Genomic DNA, 23768 nt, shown 5'->3' on the forward strand with positions numbered 1-23768 from the left:
GGCCCGAACCTCAGTCCCCGGGCTTCAGCACCAGGGTGTCGACAGTCGCCTCCGCGACGGCCTTCTTCGTGAACGCCCACGGCTTCTGCACGCCGTGCGACCAGTCGTCGGTCTGGTCGGTGTAGTGGGCGTTGAAGGCGTGTCCGCTGGTGCCGGTGAGGTGGTTCCACGTCGATGCATCGAAATCCGCGAGGTCGACGACCATCCGCATCGAAGGCACCGTGGTGGTCTCGTACGACTCGCCCATCCGCCATCCTGTCGCGTTCACCACGGACGAGCCGCCGCCCACCCGGTACGGTCCCCGGTTGAACAGCATCTCGACCGGCGCGATGCCTGACGAGCCCAGAGTCGAGCTCACCAGCGAAAGCGCGTGCAGCGAGCCCCAGTTCCATTGCCTGACATCGGTGCCCTGCAGCTCGGCGAGCTCGTCGTAGGCCTGCGTCGCCGACAGCGCCAGTGTGGCGTACATGCCGGCGGTGTCGATCTTCTCGTTCGACCAGAGCGGGTCAGACGGGTCTTCGAACATGGCGCCGACGACCGAGAACAGGCGACCCTGATCGCCGATCGGCAACGGCACATCGCGTTCTACGAACACGTTGTGCACGAGCTTCGACCACAGCACGTTCGCGTACGCCGCGGCGGCCGAATCGGCTCCGTTCTGTGCATCCCACGTACGCAGCAGCTCGACAGCGGCCTTCGGACCCTCGCCTTTGACGGCGACCTTGTCCATCGCCGCGGCGAGCTGCTTGCCGATCCACATCTCGTTGTCCATCTGGATGGCGCGCATGTCGGCCGCGGTCAGCGGTGCTGCTGCGACCTTGCGCTCGATGAGGTGCGTGATGCGCGCGGCCCGATACCCGTAGTCCCAGTCCCGCGAGAGGAAGTAGTCGTAGCTGTCATCGACGATCGCGTTGTTGGCGGTGACGATGTAGCCCTCGCTCGGGTTGTACGAAACCGGCAGATCTTCGAAGGGGATGAAGCCGTTCCAGTCGTAGGTGCTGTCCCAACCGGGCTGCGGGACCCAGCCGTCGCCCGCTCCGCGGATCGGCAGGCGACCCGGTGCCTGGTAGCCGATGTTGCCCTCGATGTCGGCGTAGATGAGGTTCTGTGCGGGCACATCGAAGAGTGAGGCCGCGTACCGGAAGTCATCGAAGTTCTGCGCGGTCGACAGCGCGAAGATCGCGGTGGCGGTGGTGCCGGCATCCAGCGCAGTCCAGCGGATGCTGACCGCCGTGTCACCCGCAGGAATCTCGGGTGCACCATCAAGCGGCAGGAGTGTGTCGCCGGCAGAGGTCACCGGATGCTCTCCGACCGCGGTGAAGTCATCGGTCAGCCCCGACACGATCGGGCCATGCACCGTGCGACGGATGGTCAGCGGCACGTCCTTGCCGCCCGCGACCTTGATGGTGTCGTGCTCGACCTCCATCGGCACCAGTGCGCCATCGCGCCAGTACTCGTCGCCCTCGACCTTCTCGATATAGAGGTCTGTGACGTCGGTGGTGAGGTTGGTGAAACCCCAGGCGATCTTGTCGTTGTGTCCGATCACGATGCCCGGCAGCCCCGAGAACGAGAATCCACCCACATCGAACGGGCAGGCTTCGGTGACCTTCTTGCACTTCAGCTGCACCTGGTACCAGACCGAGGGCAGCGCGGCACCGAGATGCGGGTCGTTCGACAGCAGCGGCATGCCGCTCTCGGTGAGGTCTCCGGAGACCACCCAGGAGTTCGACCCGATACCCTCACCGGCGCTGTCGAGCAGCATCCCCGCCGCTTCGATGACGCTCGCGGCCTCCGTCCATTCGATGGTCGTGAGCGCGTCGGTCACCTCGGGCTGGACGCCCGTGAACGATGCGGGTGCAGCTGTCGTCGGGGGCGGCTCGACGGTCGAGATCTTCGGCACGATGACGGGGTTCCGATCGAACGGATAGCCGGGATAAACCTTCTCGATGAGCGCCTGCGCACTCTCAGCCGTCTCGCCGCTCTCGGTGAGTTGCGCGGCGAGCAGGGCGCGGTCTGTCTCGTCTTCGATGTTCGTGCGCAGATCCCACGCCATCGCCTTCAGCCACGCGACCGAGTCGGCTGGCTCCCAGGGCTCGGGCGAGTAGTCGGGGTTCTGCACGCCGAGAACGGCGTACTCCAACGACATCTCGGCCCCGGAGTGCGAGGACAGATAGGCGTTCACGCCATCCGCGTACGCGTCGTAGTAGCCGCGCGTGGTGTCGTCGAGTGCGTCGACCTCCTGCTCGGCGACGGCTCGCCAGCCGAGGGTGCGCAGGAACTTATCGGTGGCCACCTGCGACTCGCCGAACATCTCGGCCACGCGGCCCGAGGTGACGTGCCGGCGGAAATCCATCTCGAAGAAGCGGTCCTGCGCGTGGGTGAAGCCCTGCGCGAAGAACAGGTCGTGGGTGGATTCGGCCGTGATGGTCGGGATGCTGCGATCGTCACGCTGCACGACGACCGGCTGCTCGAGTCCCTTCAGCTGCAACTCGCCGGAAGTCTGCGGGAAGGAGCGCTGGATGGTCCAGGTGAGAAAGAACGCCGCCGCGACAGCGACAACGATGAGAGCGGCAACGACGATGAAGGCTATTCGTCCGATCCGCACGCCGAGCGATCGTGGGGGTACGTCGGACGTGGCTTCAATCGTCATCAGGGAACGCTCTCGGGTAGGTCGTGGCACTCCGTCTCACGGAGTCTGAATGCGCGTCTCGGGAATGCGCATGCCCTGGCATCCTACCCAGTCGGTCGCGTGCTGTCGGAAAGGGATGCTGGGCCACGAATATCTGTGCTCGGTCCAACAACATCCGGGTCGGGGCTCACATGAGCTTGGTGGAGTGCAGTGCCTGCAGCATCTTCTGGTTGCTGTGGATGAACGGCAGTCGAAACACCAGCCCGAGCAGCAGTGTGGGCACCGCGAACAGCGACAGCCAGCCCAGTGACACCCAGTAGTCGTTCTGGTAGATGCCGGCGATCGCGGAGCGCATGGCGTCCACCGCATGCGTGGCGGGCAGGAACGGGCTGATGTTCTGGAACCATTGCGGCAGCACCTGCAGCGGGTAGGCGCCACCGGAGCCGGAGATCTGGATCACCAGGAGCAGCACGGCCAGTGCCTTGCCCGCGTTACCGAACGTCACCACGAACGTGTAGATGATCAGCATGAACACGAGGGAGCTCACCCAGCCGGCTAGAAGCAGCAGGAACGGATGCTGCGGCTGCACCTGCGTGAACAGGATGCTGCCCGTGCACACCAGGGAGCTCTGCAGGAACCCGACGATCGCGAAGACGCCGAACCGACCCAGGTACGTCTCGGAGGGGGAGAGCGAGGGGAGGGGGGAGTCCTCGCCCTGCGGGGGATCGACGCGGATGGAGACCGCGGTCAGCAGCGCGCCGACCCACAGTGCAAGCACGGTGTAGAGCGGCGTCATCGCGGCGCCGAAGCTCACGACCGAGTAGACCGGCATCCGGACGAGCCCGACCGGCTCCGCGAGGAACGTGGCGAGGGCCTTCGGGTCGGAGCCGATCATCTGGCTGAGCTCGCTGAGGTCTCCTGTGTCGATGGCCTTCGTCAGCGCGGCATGCAACTCGTCGAAGCGATCGGCGGTCTCGGTGAGCGACTGCGAGATCCCGGTCGTGAGCGACTCGGCATCCGTCAGCGCACTGCTCAGCGACCCCGACCCCGTGAGCGACCTCGCGGCGGAGGACAGCTCGCCGCCGATCGAGTCGACGTCGCGGCCGATCGAGGCGAGCGTCTCGGCGAGATCGTCGAGCTTGGGCTGCAGGCTGCCCGTGTAGGCGCTGCGGGCGTCCTGCACGGCCGCCTTCGCCTCGGCGATCAGCCGTGAGATCTCGGCGTGCATGGCCTGGCTGTCGGCGTTGCCGCCAGCGATCTGCGTCGCGCCCTCCTCCAGCCGATCCTGCAGGGCCTGCTCGCGGGCGATCGCGGCGTCGATCCGCGACACGGCCGCGTCGAACGAGTCCAGCGCACTCTCGGGGAGCATCGGGCGCACGGTGTTCACTAGGTCGCCGCGCAGCCTCTGGTGTTGATCGACCTGGGTCTGCACCCGGGTCGCGACGGCACGCAGCGAATCGGCGGAGCTCGTCGCCTGCGCGTTCATCGACGCGAACACGTCATCGACGCTGTCGGCGACCGCCTGATAGCTGTCGGCCGTGCCGGAGAGCGCGTCGCCGAGCGCGGAGGTGGTCGAGGCGAGCACCTGCTTCAGCGACTGCGCGGCCTGCTTGCCGTCGCCCAGCGCGCCGGTGGCGCTGCGCAGGGCATCGCCGGAAGCGGATGCCAGGCCCGAGGCGCTGTCGACCAGAGGGCGGCTCGACGAGATCAGCGCGGTGAACATGTCGGCGGTGGATGCGCCGGCGCGCAGCTGCGCGGCGACCTCACCGACGTGGGCTTGCAGGCGCGATAGCGCGACCTGGGTGTCGGCATCGTCGAGGTACTTTGAGAGCGAGGTGATGATGCCGAGGCCCACGTCGCTGAGCGTGGACGTGAACGCCTCATTGATGGTCGTGGCGACCTCGTCCGCGCCCTGCCCGGTGATCTTCGGGGCCAGCGCGTTCTTCTTCTCGTTCGTGTAGTACTCGATGCGGGTGCGCTCGGCGCCGTTCGAGTAGAACGTCATCATGTCGGTGCTGAACGTGGGCGGGAGCACGATCGCGGCGTAGTACGCGCCCGACTGCGTGCCGTCGATCGCATCGTCCTTCGACGTGAACACCCAGTCCAGGTCGTGGTTCGCGCGCAGCGTGGAGAGCACCTGGTCGCCCACGTTCAGACGGATCGGCACGAGGTCGCTCTGGTACCCCTCGTCGGTGTTGGCGACCGCTACCTTCAGGTTCTTGGTGTTGTCGAACGGGTTCCAGCTGGCGATCACGTTGAACCACGTGAACAGGGACGGGATCACGACCAGGCCGAAGAGCACGATCACCGCCATGACGCTGCTTGTGGCACGGCGCAGATCGAAGCGGAGCACCTGCAGGATGTTCTTCATTCGCGCTCCCCTCCTTCCTGGGCGTCGTCCTCTTCGGGCTCGTGAGGTGGTGTGTCAGTGGGTTGCGGATGCTGCGCGTCGGCGTCCTCGTCGGCAGCCATGCCGCGCGCCTCCGCCGCAGCCTCGGTCTGCGTCTCCGTCTCCGTCTCGACGCCAGTCTCCGTCTCGGCATCCGGGCCGAACAGCTCGTCCAGCACGGCCGTGTCGTCGTCGTCCCTCTCGGCGATGACCTCCGTCCGCTCAAGCACCGCCGTGCTTCCGGCATCCGATGCACCCGCCGATGCGACGGACGCCCGGGCGTCGGCGAGCATCGTGCCATCGCCGTCGGTCTCGTCGATCAGCACCTGCCGCAGCTCGGCATCCGGCATCTCTCCCAGCTCGGAGGCCTGCTCGATGCCCTGCTTGATGTACTCCAGGGCGACGAGCAAGGCGATCAGGATCAGGCACCACAGTGCCCACAGGCCGAGCATCGTGGCTTTGGCCTCCGGCAGCAGCCAGGCGGCGACGCCGATCACGGCCATCACCGCGACGCCGATGAACAGGGTCAGCCGCAGCCTGGTCGAGTACCGCTCGGTGAACCTCCGGGTGCGCTCCGCGACCTGCGCGCGGTACCCGTCGCCGTCGGTCAGTGCGCGGATGATCTGCGGTGTGCGTCGGCGACCGGTGATATGCACGTCTTCACTCACCAGCAGCTCGCTCTCCGCGAGTCTGCGGTTGAACAGCAGGGCGAAGTTGCCCAGCCGGCGGCGCAGGAACAGCCCGAGTGCGAAGGCCAGAACGACGTAGATCGCGAGCATTCCCATGGCACGCCACCAGGCGCCGTCGTAGAAGCCGCTGATGGTCTCGCGCAGCGCGTCGATTCCGTAGGTGAAGGGCAGGAACGGGTAGAGCCCGCGGAAGAAGTCCGGCATCATCTCAATCGGGTACAGGCCGGAAGCCCCGGGGATCTGGAAGATCACCAGCAGGATGCACAGGCCCTTGCCCACGTACCCGAAGCACACCGACAGCGCGTAGATGATGCTGAGGTACGCCAGGCCGATGAGCACACTGGTGCCCACGAACGCGAAGGCGTTCGCCGTCTGCACGCCGATGAACAGGTTGCCCACCGAGACGAGCACCGCCTGGCACACTGCGATCGCGGCGAACAGCATCCAGCGCCCGAGGTAGGCCTGCCGCACGGTTACGCCCTCGACGCCCTCGGTGTCGACCTCGAGGCGGAAGATCACCATCAGCACGAACGCGCCGATCCACAGGGTGAGGTTCGTGAACAGCGCGGCCATCGCCGAGCCGTACGTCTTGGTCGGGAATACGGTGTTCTCGTGCACCTCGACGGGCGCGGCCATGAAGTTCGCGATCTGCTCGGGGTCGAGGCCGCTGATCGTGCTCAGCCGGTTCCACACGTCGGCGGCGCTGAGCGCCAGCACGTCGGTGCGCACGCCGCTCAGGCCGGACTCCGCGGTGGCGAGGTTGCCGTCCAGCGCGCCGAGGGCCGTCGTGGTAGAGGCCAGCTGGGTCTTCAGCCCCGACAGCAGGTTCTGCGCCTGCGTGATCTGGGATCGCTGTGCACCAAGAGCCGCCGAGAACCCTTCGGCACTGGCCGACATCGCCGACATCGCGCGGTTGAGTTCGGGTACGCTCTTCGTCAGCGCGTCGCGGATGGCTCCCGCCGCCGTCGCCGCCTGGGAGGTCGTGGCGTTCACCTCGTCGGCTCCGGTCTTGACCGACCCGATCGTGTTTGTGACATCGCTGTTCAGTGTCTTCAGTTCGTCGAGCGCCTGCTGGTCGGCGGCGGTGCGCTGCCTCAGGTCGTCGATGACCTGGCGCAACCTCTGCGCGGCCTCGGATTCGGGATCGGTCTGATCCAGCACGGACTGCAGCTCGTCGAGCGCCGTGCCGTTCGCCTTGACGACCGCGGACAGGTCGTCGATCGCGGTGCTGACCGCGACGTTCGCCTGCTGCAGACCCGCCGAGAGTGTCGAGATCGAGGCGTTCATCTTCGATGACGCGTCGGCGATGAGCGTGGTGCCGGAGACATACCCGGAGGTGACCGTGTCGGTGACGGTGAGCAGCTCCTGCTGCGCCTCGGCGGCGAGGGACTGAGCCTGTGTGACAGCGGTCTGCACCTCGCCGAGCGTCTTGTCGACCTCTCGCAGAGTGCCGACGGCAATGTCGAGCCGGCTCTGCGCGTCGGCGAGGCTGCTCTGCAGCTCGGTGATGCGGCCGCGAGCGGACGAGACCTTCGCGACGGCGTCGTCGAGCGCGGCGACGGAGGTGTCCCTGGCGTCGCCGAGGCGATCCTCGACATCCGCGCCCGCTGCCTTCAGCTGCTCGGTGACGGCCTTGGAGACGACCGACACGAAGGTGCTGTTGATCTGGTTGTCGAGGGTAGAGGCCCCGACGTCGGTGATCTTCGGGGCGATCGCGTTCGCCTTCTCGTTGACGTAGTACTTCAGCTCAGGGCGGGTGATCTCACCGGCGGCGATGCTGATGAGATCGCGGCTGAAATCCGGGGGGATGATGATCGCGGCGTAGCTGCGGCCGCTGCGCACGGCATCCATCGCCTCGTCTTCGTCGAGGAACTCCCAGCCGAGCTGGTCATTCTGCTTGAGCTGATCGACGAGCTCGCCGCCCACGTCGATGCTGCCGGTGAAGTCGGATGTGGCGCCATCGTCTTGGTTGACGATCGCGACGCTGACGTGCTGCGTGTTCGAGTACGGGTCCCAGAACGCGACGATGTTGAACCAGGCGTACAGCGAGGGCGTGACGATCACGCCGATGATGATGATCCACGCCTTGCTGACCCGCGCGAGGCGACCGAGATCGCGGCGGAACACCGTCCCTGCGTTGGGCATCGCACCTCCTGCCGGGCCAGTGGTATTCCGAGCAGAGGAGCTCACGCGGCGGTCTCCGCGATGTCGGGGTGTGCAGCGAGCAGGGCATCCGCTTCGCGCCAGGAGAGTCCGGCGATGCTCAGTACCGTGCGCACGGCGAGGTCCGCTGCGCCCGCGCTCGCCGCATCCGTGCGGGCTACCACGGTGCGCGCCATCTCCTCGATGAGGCGGGCGAGGGTCGGCGCAGCAAGGTCGGTGCGGAAGCTGCCATCGTCCTGTCCGCGGCGCACCAGATCGTCCACGGCGCGGCGCAGCGGGGCGAGTGCTTCGGCGGTGTGCTCGACGTGGGCCTCATCGAGCGCGAGCACGGCCGCAAACTGCACGTGCGCGGCCTCGTGCCACAGGCGTGCGGCCAGTCGAGCGAGCGCGAGCTGGGCATCCGCATCCGCGATCGACTCGGCGATCGCGTTGAAACGCTGCGCGCCGATGACGATCAGCTCGCGGATGAGCGTGTCACGATCGTCGAAGTGCCCGTACAGCGTGCGGCGGCTGAGGCCAGCGCCGCGCGCGATCACGTCGACGGAGGCCTGCGGATCGGTGGTCAGGGCCGTGCGAGCCGCGTTCAGGATGCCGGCGCGGTTCGCGAGCGCGTCAGCGCGGGGTGCACGGGTAGCCATGCGCCCAGAATACGTAACTTGCACAGCGTTGTGCAAGTTGTTTGGGCGGACTCACAGCATCCGCATCCGGCAGCCGGGGGTGATCAATCGGTGCCGGAGTCGAAGGCTGCGCCCTCGGATGCCGAATCGACAGCATCTGCGAAGCTGTGGTCGACGTCTCCGACCGAGCCGGTGATCTCACCGGACTGGCCGGCGGTGACGCGGCCGACGAGCTCGCCGGTCGCTCCGCCGACGAGGCCGAGCCCCGCATACTGCTCCAGCCGCGAGCGCGAGTCGGCGATGTCGAGGTTGCGCATGGTGAGCTGACCGATGCGGTCGACCGGGCCGAAGGCGGCGTCGCCGACGCGCTCCATCGAGAGCTTCTCGGGCCCGTACGACAGGTTGGGGCTCGTGGTGTCGAGGATCGTCCAGTCATCACCGCGGCGCAGGCGGATGCTGACGGTGCCCGAGATCGTGAGGCCCACCCAGCGCTGGATCGACTCGCGCAGCATGAGCGACTGCGGGTCGAGCCAGCGCCCTTCGTACATCAGCCGGCCCAGGCGACGACCCTGCTCGTGGTAGCTGGCGAGGGTGTCCTCGTTGAGGATGCCGTTGACCAGTCGCTCATAGGCGATGAACAGCAGCGCCATGCCCGGCGCTTCGTAGATGCCGCGCGACTTCGCCTCGATGATGCGGTTCTCGATCTGGTCGCTCATGCCGAGGCCGTGACGACCGCCGATGCGGTTCGCCTCGAAGACGAGATCGACCGGGTTCGTGAACTCGACGCCGTTCAGGGCGACCGGGCGGCCACCTTCGAACGTCACGGTGACGTCTTCGGTCTCGATGGCGACCGAAGGATCCCAGAACTTGACGCCCATGATCGGGTCGACGCTCTCGAGCGAGACGTTCAGGTGCTCGAGGGTCTTCGCCTCGTGCGTGGCGCCCCAGATGTTCGCATCGGTCGAATAGGCCTTCTCGGCCGAGTCGCGGTAGGGGAAGCCGTGCGCGGTGAGCCACTCGCTCATCTCATGGCGTCCGCCGAGCTCGGTGACGAAGTCGGCGTCGAGCCAGGGCTTGTAGATGCGCAGGCGTGGGTTGGCGAGCAGGCCGTAGCGGTAGAACCGCTCGATGTCGTTGCCCTTGTAGGTGGAGCCATCGCCCCAGATGTCGACGCCGTCTTCCTTCATCGCGCGCACCAGCATGGTGCCGGTGACCGCGCGACCCAGGGGAGTGGTGTTGAAGTACGTCTTGCCGCCCGATCGGATGTGGAAGGCGCCGCACTGCAGGGCGACCAGGCCCTCTTCGACCAGGGCCGTCTTGCAGTCGACCAGACGCGAGATCTCGGCCCCGTACTCGAGCGCGCGACCGGGGATCGAATCGATGTCGTCTTCGTCGGGCTGGCCGAGGTCGCCGGTATAGGTGCAGGGCACCGCACCCTTGTCGCGCATCCACGCGACGGCGACGGAGGTGTCAAGACCACCAGAGAAAGCGATGCCGACCTTTTCGCCGACGGGGAGGGACTGAAGCACCTTGGACATGGCTTCAAGTGTATCGGCGGTCCCGAGCGTCGAATACGGACGTGACGCCGCGTGCAGACCCAGCGCAGCGGTACGGTGAGCGCATGGCAGAAGCATGGCTGTGGGGTGCGGTCGCCGCAGCGCCGCTGCTGGTCGGCGCGATGCTGGCTCTGTTGCGCCGTTGGCCGCCACGACTGCTCGGCATCATCCTCGGCTTCGGCGCTGGCGCGCTGATGGCCTCCATCGCGTTCGAGCTGTGGGAGGAAGGGCTGGATCTTGCCGGGCCCATTCCGCTCGTCGCCGGCGTCGCTGCGGGAGCCCTCTGCTATTACATCGCCGCGCGGATTCTCGATGCTCGACAGCAGAAGTCGGGCAAGGATTCGTCGGGGCGGACCGGCTCTGGCAGTGGGCGCGCTGCTCGATGGCATCCCGGAGCAGTTGGTGCTCGGCATCGGCCTCGCGGCGGGCGACGGAGTCGGCGCCGCCCTCATCGTGGCGATCATCGTCTCGAACCTGCCGGAATCGATCGGTTCCGCATCCGACCTGCTCAAGTCCGGCATGCACAAAACCCGCGTGGTGCTGATGTGGGCAGCCGTCGCCCTCGTCTGCACCCTCGCGACGGTCGCCGGCTTCGCGCTGGCAGACGCCGTCGGTTCCGAGTTCGCAGCCGCAGCGAATGGGTTCGCCGCGGGCGCACTGCTGGTCATGCTGGTGGACTCGATGATCCCCGAAGCGCAGGAGAAGGCGAAGGAATCGACCGGCTTGGCGACGGTCATCGGCTTCGCCGTCGCCGCGGGGCTGGCGCTCGCCGCATAGAGGCCAGGACGGAACCCGGCGCCGACTAAGCCCGGCGCACGTCGGCGAAGCGCTCGCGAAGCGGATGCTGCGCCCCGAGACCCGCCAGCGCCACAGCGCCGTCGAGCCCCGAGCCCATCGGCGGCACGAACCTGGCATCCGGTCGCTCGGCGTTCACTGCGGCCGTGAACTCGGAGCGGATCAGCTCCGACCCGAACACCCCACCCACGGCGCCTACCGCGGCATCTCCGGGTGCCTCGGCCATGCGCAGCGACGTCGTGGCCGCAAGCGCGAGCTCTCTGGCGGCATCCCGGCAGATGCCTCCGGCGACGTCATCGCCGTCAGCTGCGAGAACAGCAGTGGCGGCGGCGAAGGATGCCACGGTGCGCACCCGGTCATGCGACGCCTGCAACTGGGGGTAGGCCAGATCGAGGTCTGGCCAGCGCTCGCGCACGATGTCGGTCAGTGCGGTCGCAGGCCCCCGGCCATCGTAGGCGCGCATGACAGCATCCAACGCCGCGCGGCCGATCCAGTACCCGCTGCCCGCGTCGCCCATGATGTGCCCCCAGCCGTCCACGCGCACCGAGTGCTGCGGACCGACGCCGAGCGTGACGACACCGGTGCCAGCGGCGACGACGCTGCCGAATCGGTCGCCGAGCACCCCGAGGAACGAGGTGACGGAATCATGGGTGGCGACGACGCGCAAGATGCCGGCGAGATCCGGGCGCTGCAGCAGTGCCTCGGCCTCGGCCTGGGCGTCGGTGAGGCCGGAGACGCCGAGCGTCAGCGTCGCGGGCGCAGTGCCGGCCGTCCGCACGATGCTCTCTGCGACTTCGGCCAGCTGCGGAAGCAGCGGTCGATCAGTGAGCACACCCGCGAAGAGGTCATCGTGCGTGGTGCCATCAGCGAGGCGCAAGCGCGTCTTGATCCCGGTCTGTCCGGCATCGATGGCGAGCAGCTCCGCAGGGTGCGCCTCGGTGCTCGTGGTCGATGCAGACATGCCAAGGCTCCTTGTAGAAGAGGGGGGATCGGCCGGGGGCCAGATGCCAGCGTAGCGACTCAGAACCCCGGGTACTCCTTGAGCTTCTCCTCGTAGGCGGCGCGGTCGGCATCGCTGAGCACCTCGCGCGCGAAGATCATCAGCTGCACGCCCTCGAGCGGCTCGCCGAACTGCTGCTGAATGGCCTCGCGCTGCTGGCGGAATTGCCCGGTGCTGTCTTTCGACAGGTCATAGGCGTCGACGTAGAACCGCAGCGGCTCCGGGAACTTGTCGGTGTAGTACTCCCAGGTGTGCTGGCGCTCGACCTCTGCCGAGCCGTACAGATTGGCCAGAACGTCTGGAGAGATGCCGGATTCGGGGGAGTTCAGGGCGTACAGATCCCACATCCCGTATTCGAGAACCACCTCGTTGATGACGCGGATGATCGCGCGTTTGCGACTGTTGTCCTGCACGGGCTCAGACGTCGTCCACGTGGTGGAGGTGTAGCGCTTGAGCATCGATTCGCCGCCGTAGCCGTTGCGCTCGGGACTGATATCGACCTTCCCTCCCTCTACCCAGGTGTATCCGAACCGCTCGGTGACGCGCTCGCGCGCCTCGGCCATCAGCGCATCGCCCTTGGCCTGCACCTCTTCCAGGGTCATCCCGTTCAGCACATCGGAGTTGGCTGTGCCCTTCACCCCCGGGTAGCCCTGCTCGTGCTTCTGCTCATCGGACTTCGTGCCGTCATACGCGTGGGTGGCCGCCGACCGCAGCGCGCCCATCGCGCCGACGGTGGCGACGTTGAAGACGAGGGTCAGCGCGAGGGCGATGGAGCCCAGCATCCGTCCGCGCGGGGTGAGCATCGCCGCGACGATCACTCCGACGACGATCAACTGCAGCACGAGCAGCGTCGCGCCGTACAGCGCGTCGGTTCCGCCGGCGCCCATCATCAGCAGCAGCACGAGCACGAACAGCGCCGTCACCGAGATCGCGATCAGCCCGATCGTGTTGACCGGCTTCTTCCCGGCCGGCCCGCCCGGTGCGTAGGTGACGTCGCCACTGCCGGATGCCGGGGGCAGCCCAGCTGCCGCATCCAGTCCACCGCCCGCGCGCCGTGCCCCGTGGTAGCCGCCGGGCGGAGGAAGCGGCGGTGCGCCCTCGGCGCCGCCGACGTACTTCGAGCGCTGATTCTCGGCCATGTTCTCTACCACGGCTTGTCCGTCCCGCTGCCGCCCGATCCGCCTTCGTCGCCGCCGCCGAGCTGATCCTCGCGATCCTGGGCACCCTCATTGAGGCGCTCTTCGATGTCGTCGAGGTCGCTTTGCGAGGGCTGATCGCCGTCGTCTTCTTCCTGCGGATCCTGCGGCTGCTCGCCCTGGTCGGACTGCTGCTGGCTCTGCTGCTGCTTCTCCTGCTGGCGCTGCTGGTTGTCCTCCAGCGTCTCGCTCATGTCGCGGTTCGGATCCGGCGACTGGTTCTGCGCGTCTTCGCTGTTGCACTCCTCCGGCGTCTCGGCCGTCATCTGCAGCGCTTCGCCGTAGAACTGGGCGGCGTGCGCGGCATCGCCATCGGCTTGCGCGGCATCTCCCTGCCGCTCCATCACCAGCGACAGGTTGATGCGCACGTAACAGACCTCCAGCCCCTGCGCGAGGGGCAGCGCCTCTTCGAGCTCGGTGCGGGCGTCGGGCAGCTTCTCGGCGCCTGCCAGCGCGGTGCCGATGTTGTACGGCGCTTTGAACTGCTCGAACCAGTTCAGCCAGTCCTGGCCGCGCGCCGCCGCCTCGGATTCTGCGTACCCGGCACCGACGAACTCGCTGATCGACTGATGAGCGAACGCATACATGCTCAGCAGCTTGCCGACGAACAGCAGGGCGGCGAGGGTCAGCGGAAGGGTTCCGATCATGACCCAGCGGCGGATGCTGCGGCGCCGGCGGTTCACGGCGAGCAGCGCGGCTGCGGCATCGGCCCGGGTGGGATCAGTCATCGCGCACCTCCGTCTGCGGGCGAGTGAGGGTGCGAAGACGCGTGACGAGCATCGTGGCGCGGGTGAGTTCGACCGCGATCAGCGCCAGCAGCACGAGCGCCAGGATCCAGTACAGCTCGATCACATTGCCGACCTCGCCGGATGCCGAGTAGTCGGTGGTGCTGGTCGGGGCGTCGGGGAGCGCGATCGCGGCATCCGCCGACCGGTGCTGGTACGTGACGCCGAGCTGCTCCGAGATCGTGCGCAGGTTGCCTTCATCGATCGTCGACATCGCCCGAGCGCCCTGGTACTCGATGTACTCCCCGGAGGGCTGACTGCCCGAGCCGGGCGAAAGGCGCCCGGTGGTCTTCTGCATGGGGCCGCCCTCTGCGGTGCCGTAGCCGAGCACGGCGCCACCGTCGACGTACTTGGCGCTCTTGGTGAACGATTCCGGGTCGCTCGAGATCGTCTGCTCGCCGTCGCCGAAGTAGAACACCATCCGGCTGCGGTCAGGGGCGCTCTTCGCCGCGGCGGAGAGCGTGTCGGCCAGCATCCGATTCGCGATGCCGATCGATGAGCCCCGCGACTGGTCGGTGACCTCGGGGCGCATCACATCCAGGCTCGACATCAGCGCCGTGGCGTCGGTGGTCAGCGGCAGTCGCAGCTGCGCGGAAGCATCGAAGCTGATCAGCGAGAAGCGCGCACCGGGGTACTCATCGACGATCGACTGCACATCCTCGCGCACACCATCGAGGCGGGGCTGGTCGGCGCCCCAATCCTCGGCGACGATGCTCGCGGTGGTGTCGACCACCAGCACGATGTCGGTGTCGGTGGCCAGTGCCTGCGAGGTGCCGCCGGGTATGCCCGGGCGCAGCAGCATCAGGAACACGACGACGATCATCCCCAGGCGCAGCGCCCACAGGCCTCGTCCGCCGGAGCCCGCGACCGGGCCCTTCCTCGGGTTGATCAGCGCACGGACGGTGAGGTACACCAGCGGTGCGCACAGCAGCACCAGCAGCACAGGATGCAGAACCGGATGGAAGATCACAGGCGCACCCTCCACAGCAATACCAGGAAGCCCAGCACGGCGACGAGCATCGCCGCGACCCACAGGTTCGGATTGTCGACCCAGATCACCTGGGCCTGCCCCTTCAGGGCGGTCGCCTCCTGCTTCTGGATCTCCGTGATGATGTCTGCCACGGTCGTCGTGCCCCGGAGCGCATACGACTGGCCGCCGGTCAGCTGCGCGGCATTCTCGAGCTCGGCACTGACCTCGGCATCCTTGCCCTGCACCGGGTTCAGCGCGAAGACGCGCACCTGCTTCGACTTCGCATATTGGGCGGCTTCTTCGACAGTGAGGATCGAGGCACCGGCGACCTCGTTGTCGGTGGCGAAGATCACCGAACGCGAGCGGTCGTCTTCGAGGTGGTCGAAGCGCAGCGTGCAGGCGGCCAGCCCGTCGCCGATGAGGGAGGCACCAGGTCCGTTCATGGTGCCGACCCAGTGCTCGGGGATGTCATCCATATAATCGAAGCTGGAGCGGACGTTCTTCAGCTGCTCGCGGATGAACGGATAGTCATCGGTGAGTGGAAACACCTGCACCGGAGAACTGTTGAAGATCGTCAGTCCGATGCGCTCACCCTCGAAGCCGTCCAGCAGCTCCTCGAACACGCTGAGCACCTCGATATCGACATCAGACATCGACCCGGAGACGTCCAGGCACAGCATGATGTCGCGGCTGTTGTCGATCGGCTGGATCGTCTTGGCGGCCATCGGCCGCGCCGCGACGACCCCGCCGAGCAGCACGGCGACAGCGCCGAGAGCCAAGATGGCGGAAAGCAGGCTGATGCGGCGGTTGATCGCAGAGCGGAACGACGGCAGGGCCCGCAGCCTCTCGGCGCGGGAGATGAGAGCGGAGGGGGTCGCTTCAGTGTGCTGGTCGGCACGACGGCCGAGCAGGATGCCGATGATCACCGCCGCAGCCAGTACGCCGAGGGCGACGAGGATGATCCACCAGGTGTTCAGTGCCACGTCGTCACCACCTTGCGAGCGGCCTCTGCGCCGTAGGTCGGATCGATCGCCGGGCCGCGCTGGAAGATGCTCGGGTAGTAGTGCCGGCGGATCGCGTCGATGAGCGCCGGGTCGACACCGCGCTCGACCAGGTCTTCGAGCGAGAGTACCGGCGCTTCCAGACCCGAGTATTCGTTCACGAAGCTGCGGACGACCCGGCTGAGTTCGAGGTTCGCCTTGTGCGGGTCTATATTCTCAGCACGGTATGCGTCTTCGATCTGCTGCACGTCAGCGAGATACTCGGTGCGCAGCTGAGCGAGGACCTCGGTCGTCGGCGGCAGCAGCACACCGGTGCCCGGGAGCGTGATGCTGCGCTTCGGCCGGGTGGAGCGGATCAGCAGCCAGGCGGCGAGTCCGAGCAGCACGAGGATGCCGATCGCCAGCAGGATCCAGCCCCAGCCGTACTGGACTGGGGGATAGAGCTCATCAGAGGCGGGCATTCGACCTCCGGTTGAGCATCGCCAGCAGCGCCGGCACGGCAGCATCCTGTCCGCCGAACTCGGCATGCGTGATCTCGAGCCGGCGCAGCAGGTCGTGGCGACGTGCCGTCTCGGCCGCCTCCTGCGCAGCGAGCTCGGTCAGCACCTCGTCGTCTCCCTGCACGAAGCCAGGCACCGCCCAGCCGCTGTCGACGTCGCGCCGCCCCGCTCCGCCGCCCTCGCGCACCACAGGGTCGGCATCGCGAATCGTCAACCACAGCACGTCGTGCTGCACCTTGAGCCGGCGCAGCATCCGGTCGGTATCCGAGGTCAACGGGGCTTCGTCGGTGACGATGACGACGATCATGCGGCGGGCGATGTTGCGGGCCACATAGTTCAGCAGAGCGTCACGATCGTTGGGAGTGGTGCTCTCGCGGATCGTTCGGTCGATCGTGCGCAGCGCGTGCTCGAGCGACCCCTCGCTGCCACCGGGTGGCAGACGGCGCACCTGCTCGGCATCCCCGTAGACGACCGAGAAATCGTCGCCGTGGCGCACGGTGAGAAAACCCAGGGCTCCGGTGACCAGCACCGCCAGCTCGCGCTTCGAGGTCTCGTCCTCGGCGAGGGCATTCATGCCGCGACCGGCATCTACCAGGAACAGCACGGTGTGCATGCGCGTGGCCTTGGTGCGCTTGATGAGCGGCTCGCCCTGTTTGGCGGTGGCACGCCAGTCGATATCGCGCACCTGGTCGCCGTACTCGTACGGCCGCAGATCCTCGAAGTCGAGGCTGCGACCGCGCATCAGCGATGCGTACGCGCCATCGAGCGCGTGCATCGACTTCTGCGACGAGCGGATGAAGAGCTTGCTCTTCACCTGGGTGATCAACGGCTGCATGGAGGCCTGTGCGTGTCGGGGGCGGATCAGGGAGTGGGGACCGACGCGAAGATCTGGTCGATGATCTCTTCGCTGCGGATGCCTTCGGCGTCGGCTTCGAAGGTGAGCAGCACCCGGTGGCGGAGCACCAGGTGGCGCAGGGCGCGAATGTCTTCGGGCAGCACGTGCGTGCGTCCGCTCAGCAGAGCCAGAGCGCGCGATGCCTGCAGGAACGCGATGCTGGCGCGAGGGCTGGCGCCGTACTTGATGAAGCGCGCCCGATCTTCGCCGATGTAGGGGCCCGGGTTTCGGGTCACGTAGGCCAGCTGCACGATGTAATTGCGGATCGCCGGGTCGATGTAGACCCGCGAGGCGATGTCCTGAAGATCGTGCACATCATCGAGGGTGATCGCGCTCGGCACATGCCGGTCGGGGTTGAGCACACCCGAGTCGATGCGGTTGAGGATCTCGAACTCCTCGGCCGGGCTCGGATACTCCACGATCTCCTTGAGCAGGAAGCGGTCCATCTGGGCCTCGGGCAGCTCGTAGGTGCCCTCCTGCTCGATCGGGTTCTGGGTGGCGATCACGAGGAACGGCTTGGGCAGCGCGTGCACCTCTCCGCCGATGGTGGTCTGCCGCTCCTGCATCGCCTCGAGCATCGCCGACTGGGTCTTCGCGCTGGAGCGGTTGATCTCATCCAGCAGCACGAAGTTCGCGTGCACCGGGCCGAGGACCGTGCGGAAGGTTCCGGTCGCGGCGTCGTAGATCTGGCTGCCGGTGATGTCGCTGGGCAGCAGGTCGGGCGTGCACTGGATGCGCTTGAAAGACGCCTTCACCGTATCGGCGAGGGTCGACGCCGCCGTGGTCTTGGCAAGCCCCGGCACCGACTCGAGCAGAATGTGCCCGCCGGCGATCAGTGAGATCAGCAGGCTCGTGCGCAGACGATCCTGGCCGACCATCTTGGTCGAGTACGAGTCCGTGATGACCTGCAGGATGCGCTGTGCCCGGGCGAGGTCGGATGCGGAGGCGTTCCCTGCCGGTGCTGGCCCGGTGCTGGCCGAAGCGGACGGCGACGCAGGCGCCGACGTCGAAGACGGCGGTGTGGACGAAGCGGATCCCGGGATGGGGAAGTCGGTCATCTGGTTCTCCTCGCGTCGGGGAGCAGGCGACGACCGCAGATCCCCGGAAACAGCGTAACCGCTGGCCCGCGGCCGATCAGTCGAGGAGCATGGGTTGAATTGCCCATACCCCATTTTGGTTCTGCCGCACAACTGCGAGACAGTGGTCGGATGCCCATCGGCGGGTCGATGGGCGCGGAACCGCGTCTGGAACCGATCTGAACGGTCTGCACGTGCCGAAGGGCGGCATCGTGCAGGTGCTCTCGCACGCGGTCGGCACCGACCCGGCGCGCATGGGCGACGAACCCGGCTTCGACATCGAGGTAGAGAACCGCCCACTTCATTCGGGGTTCGGCGGCGGCATCCATCACTGCCTCGGCCACTTCGTCGCCCGCACCGACATGGCGGTCGCGCTCCCGCTGCTCGCCCAGCGGATGCCGGATGCCGTGCCTGACGGGCCGGGCGAATGGCTCCCCGTCTCGGGCAACACCGGACCGGTGCGCTATCCCATCCGCTTCACCGCGCCATAAGCCCCGGCGCGGGGCGCTGCAGCGGATGCGGGTCGGCGGGTCGGCTCAGCCGACCAACTCGCCATCAGGGGCGGATGCTGCGCGCCGGCGCCCGACCAGGATCACACCGGCGCCGACTGCGACGATCACCAATGCGATGCCGATGATGTACGCGAGGACCCCGAGATAGCCGCCCTGCAGGTGCGGGTCGAGGAACGGATACGGGTACCACCAGGCGTTGCCCGTCGCCGGTCCGATGATGAAGTTGGCGCGCAGCAGCGTGTACACCGCCCACGCGATCGGAAACGCCACGATCACGCCGAGTGACCTATAGGGCAGCGCCCGGCGGTGCGGCGCCAGGAGCACATCGGCGAGCATCACCAGCGGAATGATGACGTGCAGCGTCTCGTTCGTCCAGACATCCGAGATGCCGCCGATCGCGATGTGCCGCAGCAGCAGGTTGTAGACGATGCCGGTCACGATCATGTAGGCCGAGGCGCAGGCGAACAGCGTCGACAGCCATACCGGCTCTGGCCGCCGGTCTCGGTGATGGCGCAGCATCCATACCGCGCCGATCACGAGCGTCGCCGCTGCGATCAGATTTGAGAGCACGGTGAAGTAGCTGAAGAAGTTCGCCCCGACCGTCGGCACGTGAGACCCCCACGCGGTCTCGGCTGCGCGGGCGTTGCCGATCGCGAGCGTCAACTGCCGGATCAATGCCGCGAATCCCAGCACGGCGGCCGCCATTCGCACCCACGGCCACCACGTTGTCATGGCAGAACTCTAGTGAATTCTGCTCGCCCGGTAGTATGGAGTCGCCCGTTCGGGCCAGCTCAACTGCCGGTGCAAACCCGGCGAACAGCGTGCATTACAAGGGGATGACCCATGCCAGGAATCGTGATCGTCGGCGTCCAGTGGGGCGATGAGGGCAAGGGCAAGGCAACAGACCTGCTCGGTGAGCGCACCGACTGGGTGGTGAAGTTCAACGGCGGCAACAACGCCGGGCACACCGTCGTCGTCGGCGACGAGAAGTACGCCCTGCACCTGCTGCCCTCCGGCATCCTCACCCCCGGCGTCAATGCTGTCATCGGCAACGGCGTCGTCGTCGACCTCGAAGTGCTCTTCCACGAGCTCGAAGCGCTCTCTGCCCGTGGCGTCGACATCTCGCGGTTGCGGGTCAGCGCGAACGCGCACATCATCACCCAGTACCACCGCACCCTCGACAAGGTGACCGAGCGCTTCCTCGGCAAGCGCATGATCGGCACCACCGGGCGCGGCATCGGCCCCGCCTATGCCGACAAGATCAACCGCGTCGGCATCCGCGTGCAGGACCTGTTCGACGAGAACATCCTGCGTCAGAAGGTCGAGGGCGCGCTCGACCAGAAGAACCACCTGCTGGTGAAGATCTTCAACCGCCGCGCGATCACCGCTGACGAGATCGTCGAAGACCTGCTCTCCTACGCCGAGCGCGTGCGGCCGATGGTCGCCGACACCGGGTACCTGCTCGACGAGGCGCTCAAGCGCGGCGAGGTCGTGGTGTTCGAGGGCGGCCAGGCCACCATGCTCGACATCGATCACGGCACCTACCCGTTCGTGACCTCATCGACCGCGACCGCTGCGGGCGCAGCATCCGGTTCCGGCGTCGGCCCCGGCCGGCTCGACCGCATCGTCGGCATCGTCAAGGCCTACACGACCCGCGTGGGCTCGGGTCCGTTCCCGACCGAGCTGTTCGACGAGCAGGGCGACTGGCTGCGCAAGCAGGGCTTCGAGTTCGGCACCACCACCGGCCGCCCGCGCCGCGTCGGCTGGTACGACGCCCCGATCACCCGTTACGCGACTCGCGTGAACGGCATCACCGACCTGGTGGTCACCAAGCTCGACATCCTCACCGGACTCGACAAGATTCCGGTCTGCGTCGCGTACGACGTCGAGGGCACCCGCTTCGATGATGTGCCGGTGAACCAGACCGACTTTCACCACGCGAAGCCGATCTACGAGTACTTCCCCGGCTGGAGCGAAGACATCTCCACCGCACGCAGCTTCGATGACCTGCCGAAGAACGCGCAGGACTACGTGCTGACGCTCGAGAAGATGAGCGGCACCCGCATCTCGGTGATCGGCGTCGGCCCCGAGCGCGACCAGGTCATCGTGCGCACCGACCTGCTCGACTGACCCGGTCTCCGGTCTCCGGTCGCCGGTCGCCGGTCGCCGGTCTCCGTCTATTTGGCGTGAAGTACCGAAATTACGCTGCTGAAGGCAGACTTTGCGCCAAATAGACGGGGGCGATGTGCGAGTGTGAACATATGACGCGATTCTGGGTCGGCGGGTACGGTTCCGATCAGGGTGGGGATGCTGAGGGCATCGGGCTTCTCGCCGTGGATGAGGGGCGCGGGGCATCGACCCTCGCCTACCGCGGTCTCGCCGCGCCGATCGCGTCGCCGTCGTGGCTCGCGCAGCATCCGTCGCTCGATGTCGTCTACGCGGCGCAGGAGGGCGCCGGCACCGTGCAGGCGTTCGCACGCTCCGGCGAGGCGACACTGCGACCCCTCGGGCCAGCGCTCGCCGCAGGTGAGATCGTCTGCCACCTCTCCGTTTCCCTCGACCGGCGGATGCTGATCGCCAGCTGCTACGGCGACGGCCGCGTCGTCCGCTACGGAATCGCCGACGACGGACACCTCGTCGAGCCGGCGCCCGACAAGGCTGCTGCCCTGCGCGCGGCGCTGTTCGGCACCCGCGATCCGGCTGACCTCGAGGCCTCCGAATCGAGCGGCGGATCCCCGGCATCCGACCCGTACCCCACCCCGATGGGCGCCGAGCCCCGCGTCTCCCGCGCGCATGCCTCGGTGTTCCTCCCCGACGGGCGGATCGCGACCACCGACCTCGGCTTCGACCTAGTGCGCATCTGGCGCCATGACCTGACCCTCGATCACGAGGTCGTGCTGCCGCGTGGCACGGGGCCGCGGCACATGGTGCTGCACCCGAGCGGGCACCTGCACGTGGTCACCGAGTACTCCTGCGAGGTGTTCACCCTGGCATCCGCCCGCGACGGCACCTGGGGGCTGGTCTCGGCGACCCCCGCCGCGGAGATCGCGCAGATCGGCTTCGACTTCGCTGCCGAGCTGACGCGCTCGCGTGACGGAGAGACGCTGTACACGGCGCTGCGCGGCAGCAACACGATCGCCGCACTCCGCGTGCGCGGCGCGGGCGAGGTGCTCGAGCCGCTCGCACTGGCCGATTCCGGTGTCAACTGGCCGCGCCACCACCTCGTCTACGACGGCACGCTGCTCGTCGCCGGGCAGAAGTCGAACACGATCAGCGTGCTCGATCTCGACGAGCGCACCGGCGCTCCGCAAGACGTGCGCCACATCGCGACGGCGCCCAGCCCATCGCACCTGCTGCCGGTGCGCTGAGCCCGCTGTGCCCGGGCCGGCCGCGCCTGGCATCCACTTCTCCGCAGTTCTGCACTATCTCGCAGATGATTTGGGTTAGCCGTGCGGAGTTGCGCCGATCTGCGCAGTTGCGCAGAACTCGCTCCGCTGTCAACCCCGTGACAGTGTCGGCGGTCTGGGCGAGACTGGCGGGATGAGCGAGGAATATGACGTGATCGTGCTCGGCGGCGGAGCGATCGGCGAGAACGTGGCAGACCGCGCGGTGCAGGGTGGCCTGACGGCGGTGGTCATCGAGAGCGAGCTCGTCGGCGGCGAGTGCTCGTACTGGGCGTGCATGCCGTCGAAGGCGCTGCTGCGCCCCCTTCAAGCGCGCTGGGCCGCGCAGCCGGTGCGCGGGGTGACAGCTGGTGAGATCGATATCGAAGAGGTGCTCGCGCGGCGCGATTCGTTCACATCGGAGTGGTCGGATGCCGGTCAAGTCGACTGGCTTCGCAGTGCCGGCATCGACCTGATCCGCGGCCATGGTCGGGTGACCGCAGAGCGTGAGGTCACGATCACCACCGACGACGGCGAGCGGATGCTGAAGGCCCGCCACGCCGTCGCGATCTGCACCGGATCGGCGGCGGCCCTCGCCGATATCCCCGGCCTCGTCGAGGCTGAACCCTGGACGAGTCGTGAGGCGACCAGCGCCGAGCACGTGCCGGAATCACTGGCCATCATCGGCGGCGGCGCCGTGGCGGTCGAAATGGCCACGGCATTCACCGGTCTCGGCGCACAGGTCACCGTGATCGCACGGGGCACGCTGCTGGGCAGCATGGAGCCCTTCGCCGGCGAGCGGATCACAGCGAAGCTGCGTGAGCGGGGCGTCAAGGTTCATCTGCACACCGAGACCACCCGGGTGCGACGGGATGCTGACGGCGTCACACTCTTCACCGCCGACGGCGACGAGATCACAGCCGCCGAACTGCTCGTCGCCACCGGGCGGCAGCCGCGCACGGACGATATCGGACTCACTGCGCTGAACATCGATGGGGTGAAGGCGGGCGAGTACATCGGCACAGACGACACCCTTCTCGTGCCGGGCACCGACTGGCTGTACGCGGTCGGCGACGCGAACGGCCGAGCGCTGCTCACGCACCAGGGCAAGTACCAGGCGCGAGCCGCCGGTGATGTGATCGTGGCGCGCTCGCGCGATGAGGTCATCGCCGATCAGCAATGGGGACGGCATGTCGCGACCGCCGATCATGGCGCTGTTCCGCAGGTCGTGTTCAGCGAGCCTGAGGCGGCGTCGGTCGGGCTGACCGAATCGGCTGCGCGCGAGGCCGGTCGAGAGATCGAAGTGGTCGACGTCGACCTGGGCAGCATCGCGGGTGCGAGTCTGCATGCCGAGGGATACGAGGGAATGGCGCGAATGATCATCGACACCGAGCGCGAGCTCGTGCTCGGCATGACGTTCGTCGGATCGGATGTCGCCGAGATGCTGCATGCGGCAACGATCGCGGTCGTCGGTGAGGTGCCGATCAGTCGCCTCTGGCATGCGGTCCCGGCGTACCCCACGATGAGCGAGGTCTGGCTGCGCCTGCTGGAGCAGTACGGCAGGCAGTCGGCCTGAGGTGCGCCCATCGCCGCGAATACTGCGAATCACCCG

19 protein-coding genes are annotated in these 23768 nt (G+C 67.4%); 5 read left to right on the plus strand and 14 right to left on the minus strand.

The genetic code is table 11. The annotated features are described in order from the left end of the window. Window positions 1-10 precede the first annotated feature (10 nt). The 5 genes from FM104_RS09930 to argG form a co-directional block, all read right to left on the minus strand. Window positions 11-2650 carry a penicillin acylase family protein gene (locus FM104_RS09930; RefSeq protein WP_087131989.1) on the minus strand — a complete coding sequence of 880 codons (2640 nt, stop codon included), beginning with the start codon at window positions 2648-2650 and terminating at the stop codon, window positions 11-13. 166 nt (window positions 2651-2816) lie between these two features. Continuing rightward, the gene (locus FM104_RS09935) at window positions 2817-5000 is read right to left on the minus strand and encodes a YhgE/Pip domain-containing protein (RefSeq protein WP_087131992.1); all 2184 of its coding nucleotides are present in this window, start codon (window positions 4998-5000) and stop codon (window positions 2817-2819) included. Then, window positions 4997-7852: a YhgE/Pip domain-containing protein gene (locus FM104_RS09940; RefSeq protein WP_087131994.1), complete on the minus strand. Its 2856-nt coding sequence runs from the start codon at window positions 7850-7852 to the stop codon at window positions 4997-4999. Before FM104_RS09940 ends, FM104_RS09935 begins: the two co-directional genes overlap by 4 nt. Before the next feature lie 41 nt (window positions 7853-7893). Beyond that, on the minus strand, window positions 7894-8508 hold the full coding sequence (locus tag FM104_RS09945; RefSeq protein WP_087131997.1) for a TetR/AcrR family transcriptional regulator: 615 nt from the start codon (window positions 8506-8508) through the stop codon (window positions 7894-7896). Between the two features lie 83 nt (window positions 8509-8591). Beyond that, a complete protein-coding gene (argG, locus tag FM104_RS09950) occupies window positions 8592-10025 on the minus strand; it encodes an argininosuccinate synthase (protein WP_087132000.1) in 1434 nt (477 codons plus the stop codon). A gap of 330 nt (window positions 10026-10355) precedes the next feature. Here argG and FM104_RS09955 point away from each other — a divergent pair, with 330 nt between their 5' ends. Further along, window positions 10356-10820 (plus strand): ZIP family metal transporter, encoded by a 465-nt coding sequence (locus FM104_RS09955; protein WP_256971606.1) that lies wholly within the window; start codon window positions 10356-10358, stop codon window positions 10818-10820. A gap of 25 nt (window positions 10821-10845) precedes the next feature. Here the strand turns inward: FM104_RS09955 and FM104_RS09960 are convergent, their stop codons facing one another. Genes FM104_RS09960 through FM104_RS09995 form a run of 8 tightly spaced genes read right to left on the minus strand, consistent with a single transcriptional unit; the run spans window position 10846 to window position 18243 of the window. Beyond that, complete coding sequence (locus tag FM104_RS09960; RefSeq protein ID WP_087132003.1) at window positions 10846-11799, minus strand: N-acetylglucosamine kinase; 954 nt, start codon at window positions 11797-11799, stop codon at window positions 10846-10848. Between the two features lie 59 nt (window positions 11800-11858). Continuing rightward, the gene (locus FM104_RS09965) at window positions 11859-12977 is read right to left on the minus strand and encodes a hypothetical protein (protein WP_087132135.1); all 1119 of its coding nucleotides are present in this window, start codon (window positions 12975-12977) and stop codon (window positions 11859-11861) included. A gap of 5 nt (window positions 12978-12982) precedes the next feature. After that, complete coding sequence (locus tag FM104_RS09970) at window positions 12983-13762, minus strand: hypothetical protein (protein WP_087132006.1); 780 nt, start codon at window positions 13760-13762, stop codon at window positions 12983-12985. After that, window positions 13755-14789: a vWA domain-containing protein gene (locus tag FM104_RS09975; protein ID WP_087132009.1), complete on the minus strand. Its 1035-nt coding sequence runs from the start codon at window positions 14787-14789 to the stop codon at window positions 13755-13757. The genes FM104_RS09970 and FM104_RS09975 overlap by 8 nt, the downstream gene beginning before the upstream one ends. Further along, on the minus strand, window positions 14786-15772 hold the full coding sequence (locus tag FM104_RS09980; RefSeq protein ID WP_256971607.1) for a VWA domain-containing protein: 987 nt from the start codon (window positions 15770-15772) through the stop codon (window positions 14786-14788). Before FM104_RS09980 ends, FM104_RS09975 begins: the two co-directional genes overlap by 4 nt. Continuing rightward, the gene (locus FM104_RS09985) at window positions 15763-16251 is read right to left on the minus strand and encodes a hypothetical protein (RefSeq protein WP_087132012.1); all 489 of its coding nucleotides are present in this window, start codon (window positions 16249-16251) and stop codon (window positions 15763-15765) included. Before FM104_RS09985 ends, FM104_RS09980 begins: the two co-directional genes overlap by 10 nt. Further along, on the minus strand, window positions 16238-17125 hold the full coding sequence (locus FM104_RS09990; RefSeq protein WP_087132014.1) for a DUF58 domain-containing protein: 888 nt from the start codon (window positions 17123-17125) through the stop codon (window positions 16238-16240). Before FM104_RS09990 ends, FM104_RS09985 begins: the two co-directional genes overlap by 14 nt. A gap of 26 nt (window positions 17126-17151) precedes the next feature. Beyond that, window positions 17152-18243: an AAA family ATPase gene (locus FM104_RS09995; RefSeq protein WP_087132017.1), complete on the minus strand. Its 1092-nt coding sequence runs from the start codon at window positions 18241-18243 to the stop codon at window positions 17152-17154. Window positions 18244-18455: 212 nt separating this feature from the next. Between FM104_RS09995 and FM104_RS10000 the strand changes: the two genes are divergently transcribed. Next, a complete protein-coding gene (locus FM104_RS10000; RefSeq protein ID WP_218778571.1) occupies window positions 18456-18752 on the plus strand; it encodes a hypothetical protein in 297 nt (98 codons plus the stop codon). A gap of 45 nt (window positions 18753-18797) precedes the next feature. Here FM104_RS10000 and FM104_RS10005 read toward each other — a convergent pair whose 3' ends face one another. Continuing rightward, window positions 18798-19505, minus strand: coding sequence for a Pr6Pr family membrane protein (locus FM104_RS10005; RefSeq protein ID WP_087132020.1), 708 nt, complete (start codon window positions 19503-19505; stop codon window positions 18798-18800). A 111-nt stretch (window positions 19506-19616) separates the two neighbouring features. On the opposite strand from FM104_RS10005, the gene FM104_RS10010 reads away from it, so the two are divergent. From FM104_RS10010 to FM104_RS10020, 3 genes are all read left to right on the plus strand, one after another. Beyond that, entirely contained in the window at window positions 19617-20903 is a 1287-nt protein-coding gene (locus FM104_RS10010; RefSeq protein WP_087132022.1) for an adenylosuccinate synthase, read from the plus strand. A 131-nt stretch (window positions 20904-21034) separates the two neighbouring features. After that, complete coding sequence (locus tag FM104_RS10015) at window positions 21035-22141, plus strand: lactonase family protein (protein WP_087132024.1); 1107 nt, start codon at window positions 21035-21037, stop codon at window positions 22139-22141. 172 nt (window positions 22142-22313) lie between these two features. Beyond that, window positions 22314-23732 (plus strand): dihydrolipoyl dehydrogenase family protein, encoded by a 1419-nt coding sequence (locus FM104_RS10020; protein WP_087132027.1) that lies wholly within the window; start codon window positions 22314-22316, stop codon window positions 23730-23732. Window positions 23733-23768: the final 36 nt, after the last annotated feature.

The organism is Microbacterium esteraromaticum (assembly GCF_900163815.1).
GTDB classification, from domain to species: domain Bacteria; phylum Actinomycetota; class Actinomycetes; order Actinomycetales; family Microbacteriaceae; genus Microbacterium; species Microbacterium esteraromaticum_B.

What these genes read in the sequence shown, in the direction of transcription:
- FM104_RS09930 (WP_087131989.1), bottom strand. Translation starts at nt 2,650, where the DNA reads ATGACGATTGAAGCCACGTCCGACGTACCCCCACGATCGCTCGGCGTG.
- FM104_RS09935 (WP_087131992.1), bottom strand. Translation starts at nt 5,000, where the DNA reads ATGAAGAACATCCTGCAGGTGCTCCGCTTCGATCTGCGCCGTGCCACA.
- FM104_RS09940 (WP_087131994.1), bottom strand. Translation starts at nt 7,852, where the DNA reads ATGCCCAACGCAGGGACGGTGTTCCGCCGCGATCTCGGTCGCCTCGCG.
- FM104_RS09945 (WP_087131997.1), bottom strand. Translation starts at nt 8,508, where the DNA reads ATGGCTACCCGTGCACCCCGCGCTGACGCGCTCGCGAACCGCGCCGGC.
- argG (WP_087132000.1), bottom strand. Translation starts at nt 10,025, where the DNA reads ATGTCCAAGGTGCTTCAGTCCCTCCCCGTCGGCGAAAAGGTCGGCATC.
- FM104_RS09955 (WP_256971606.1), top strand. Translation starts at nt 10,356, where the DNA reads ATGCTCGACAGCAGAAGTCGGGCAAGGATTCGTCGGGGCGGACCGGCT.
- FM104_RS09960 (WP_087132003.1), bottom strand. Translation starts at nt 11,799, where the DNA reads ATGTCTGCATCGACCACGAGCACCGAGGCGCACCCTGCGGAGCTGCTC.
- FM104_RS09965 (WP_087132135.1), bottom strand. Translation starts at nt 12,977, where the DNA reads ATGGCCGAGAATCAGCGCTCGAAGTACGTCGGCGGCGCCGAGGGCGCA.
- FM104_RS09970 (WP_087132006.1), bottom strand. Translation starts at nt 13,762, where the DNA reads ATGACTGATCCCACCCGGGCCGATGCCGCAGCCGCGCTGCTCGCCGTG.
- FM104_RS09985 (WP_087132012.1), bottom strand. Translation starts at nt 16,251, where the DNA reads ATGCCCGCCTCTGATGAGCTCTATCCCCCAGTCCAGTACGGCTGGGGC.
- FM104_RS09990 (WP_087132014.1), bottom strand. Translation starts at nt 17,125, where the DNA reads ATGCAGCCGTTGATCACCCAGGTGAAGAGCAAGCTCTTCATCCGCTCG.
- FM104_RS09995 (WP_087132017.1), bottom strand. Translation starts at nt 18,243, where the DNA reads ATGACCGACTTCCCCATCCCGGGATCCGCTTCGTCCACACCGCCGTCT.
- FM104_RS10005 (WP_087132020.1), bottom strand. Translation starts at nt 19,505, where the DNA reads ATGACAACGTGGTGGCCGTGGGTGCGAATGGCGGCCGCCGTGCTGGGA.
- FM104_RS10010 (WP_087132022.1), top strand. Translation starts at nt 19,617, where the DNA reads ATGCCAGGAATCGTGATCGTCGGCGTCCAGTGGGGCGATGAGGGCAAG.
- FM104_RS10015 (WP_087132024.1), top strand. Translation starts at nt 21,035, where the DNA reads ATGACGCGATTCTGGGTCGGCGGGTACGGTTCCGATCAGGGTGGGGAT.
- FM104_RS10020 (WP_087132027.1), top strand. Translation starts at nt 22,314, where the DNA reads ATGAGCGAGGAATATGACGTGATCGTGCTCGGCGGCGGAGCGATCGGC.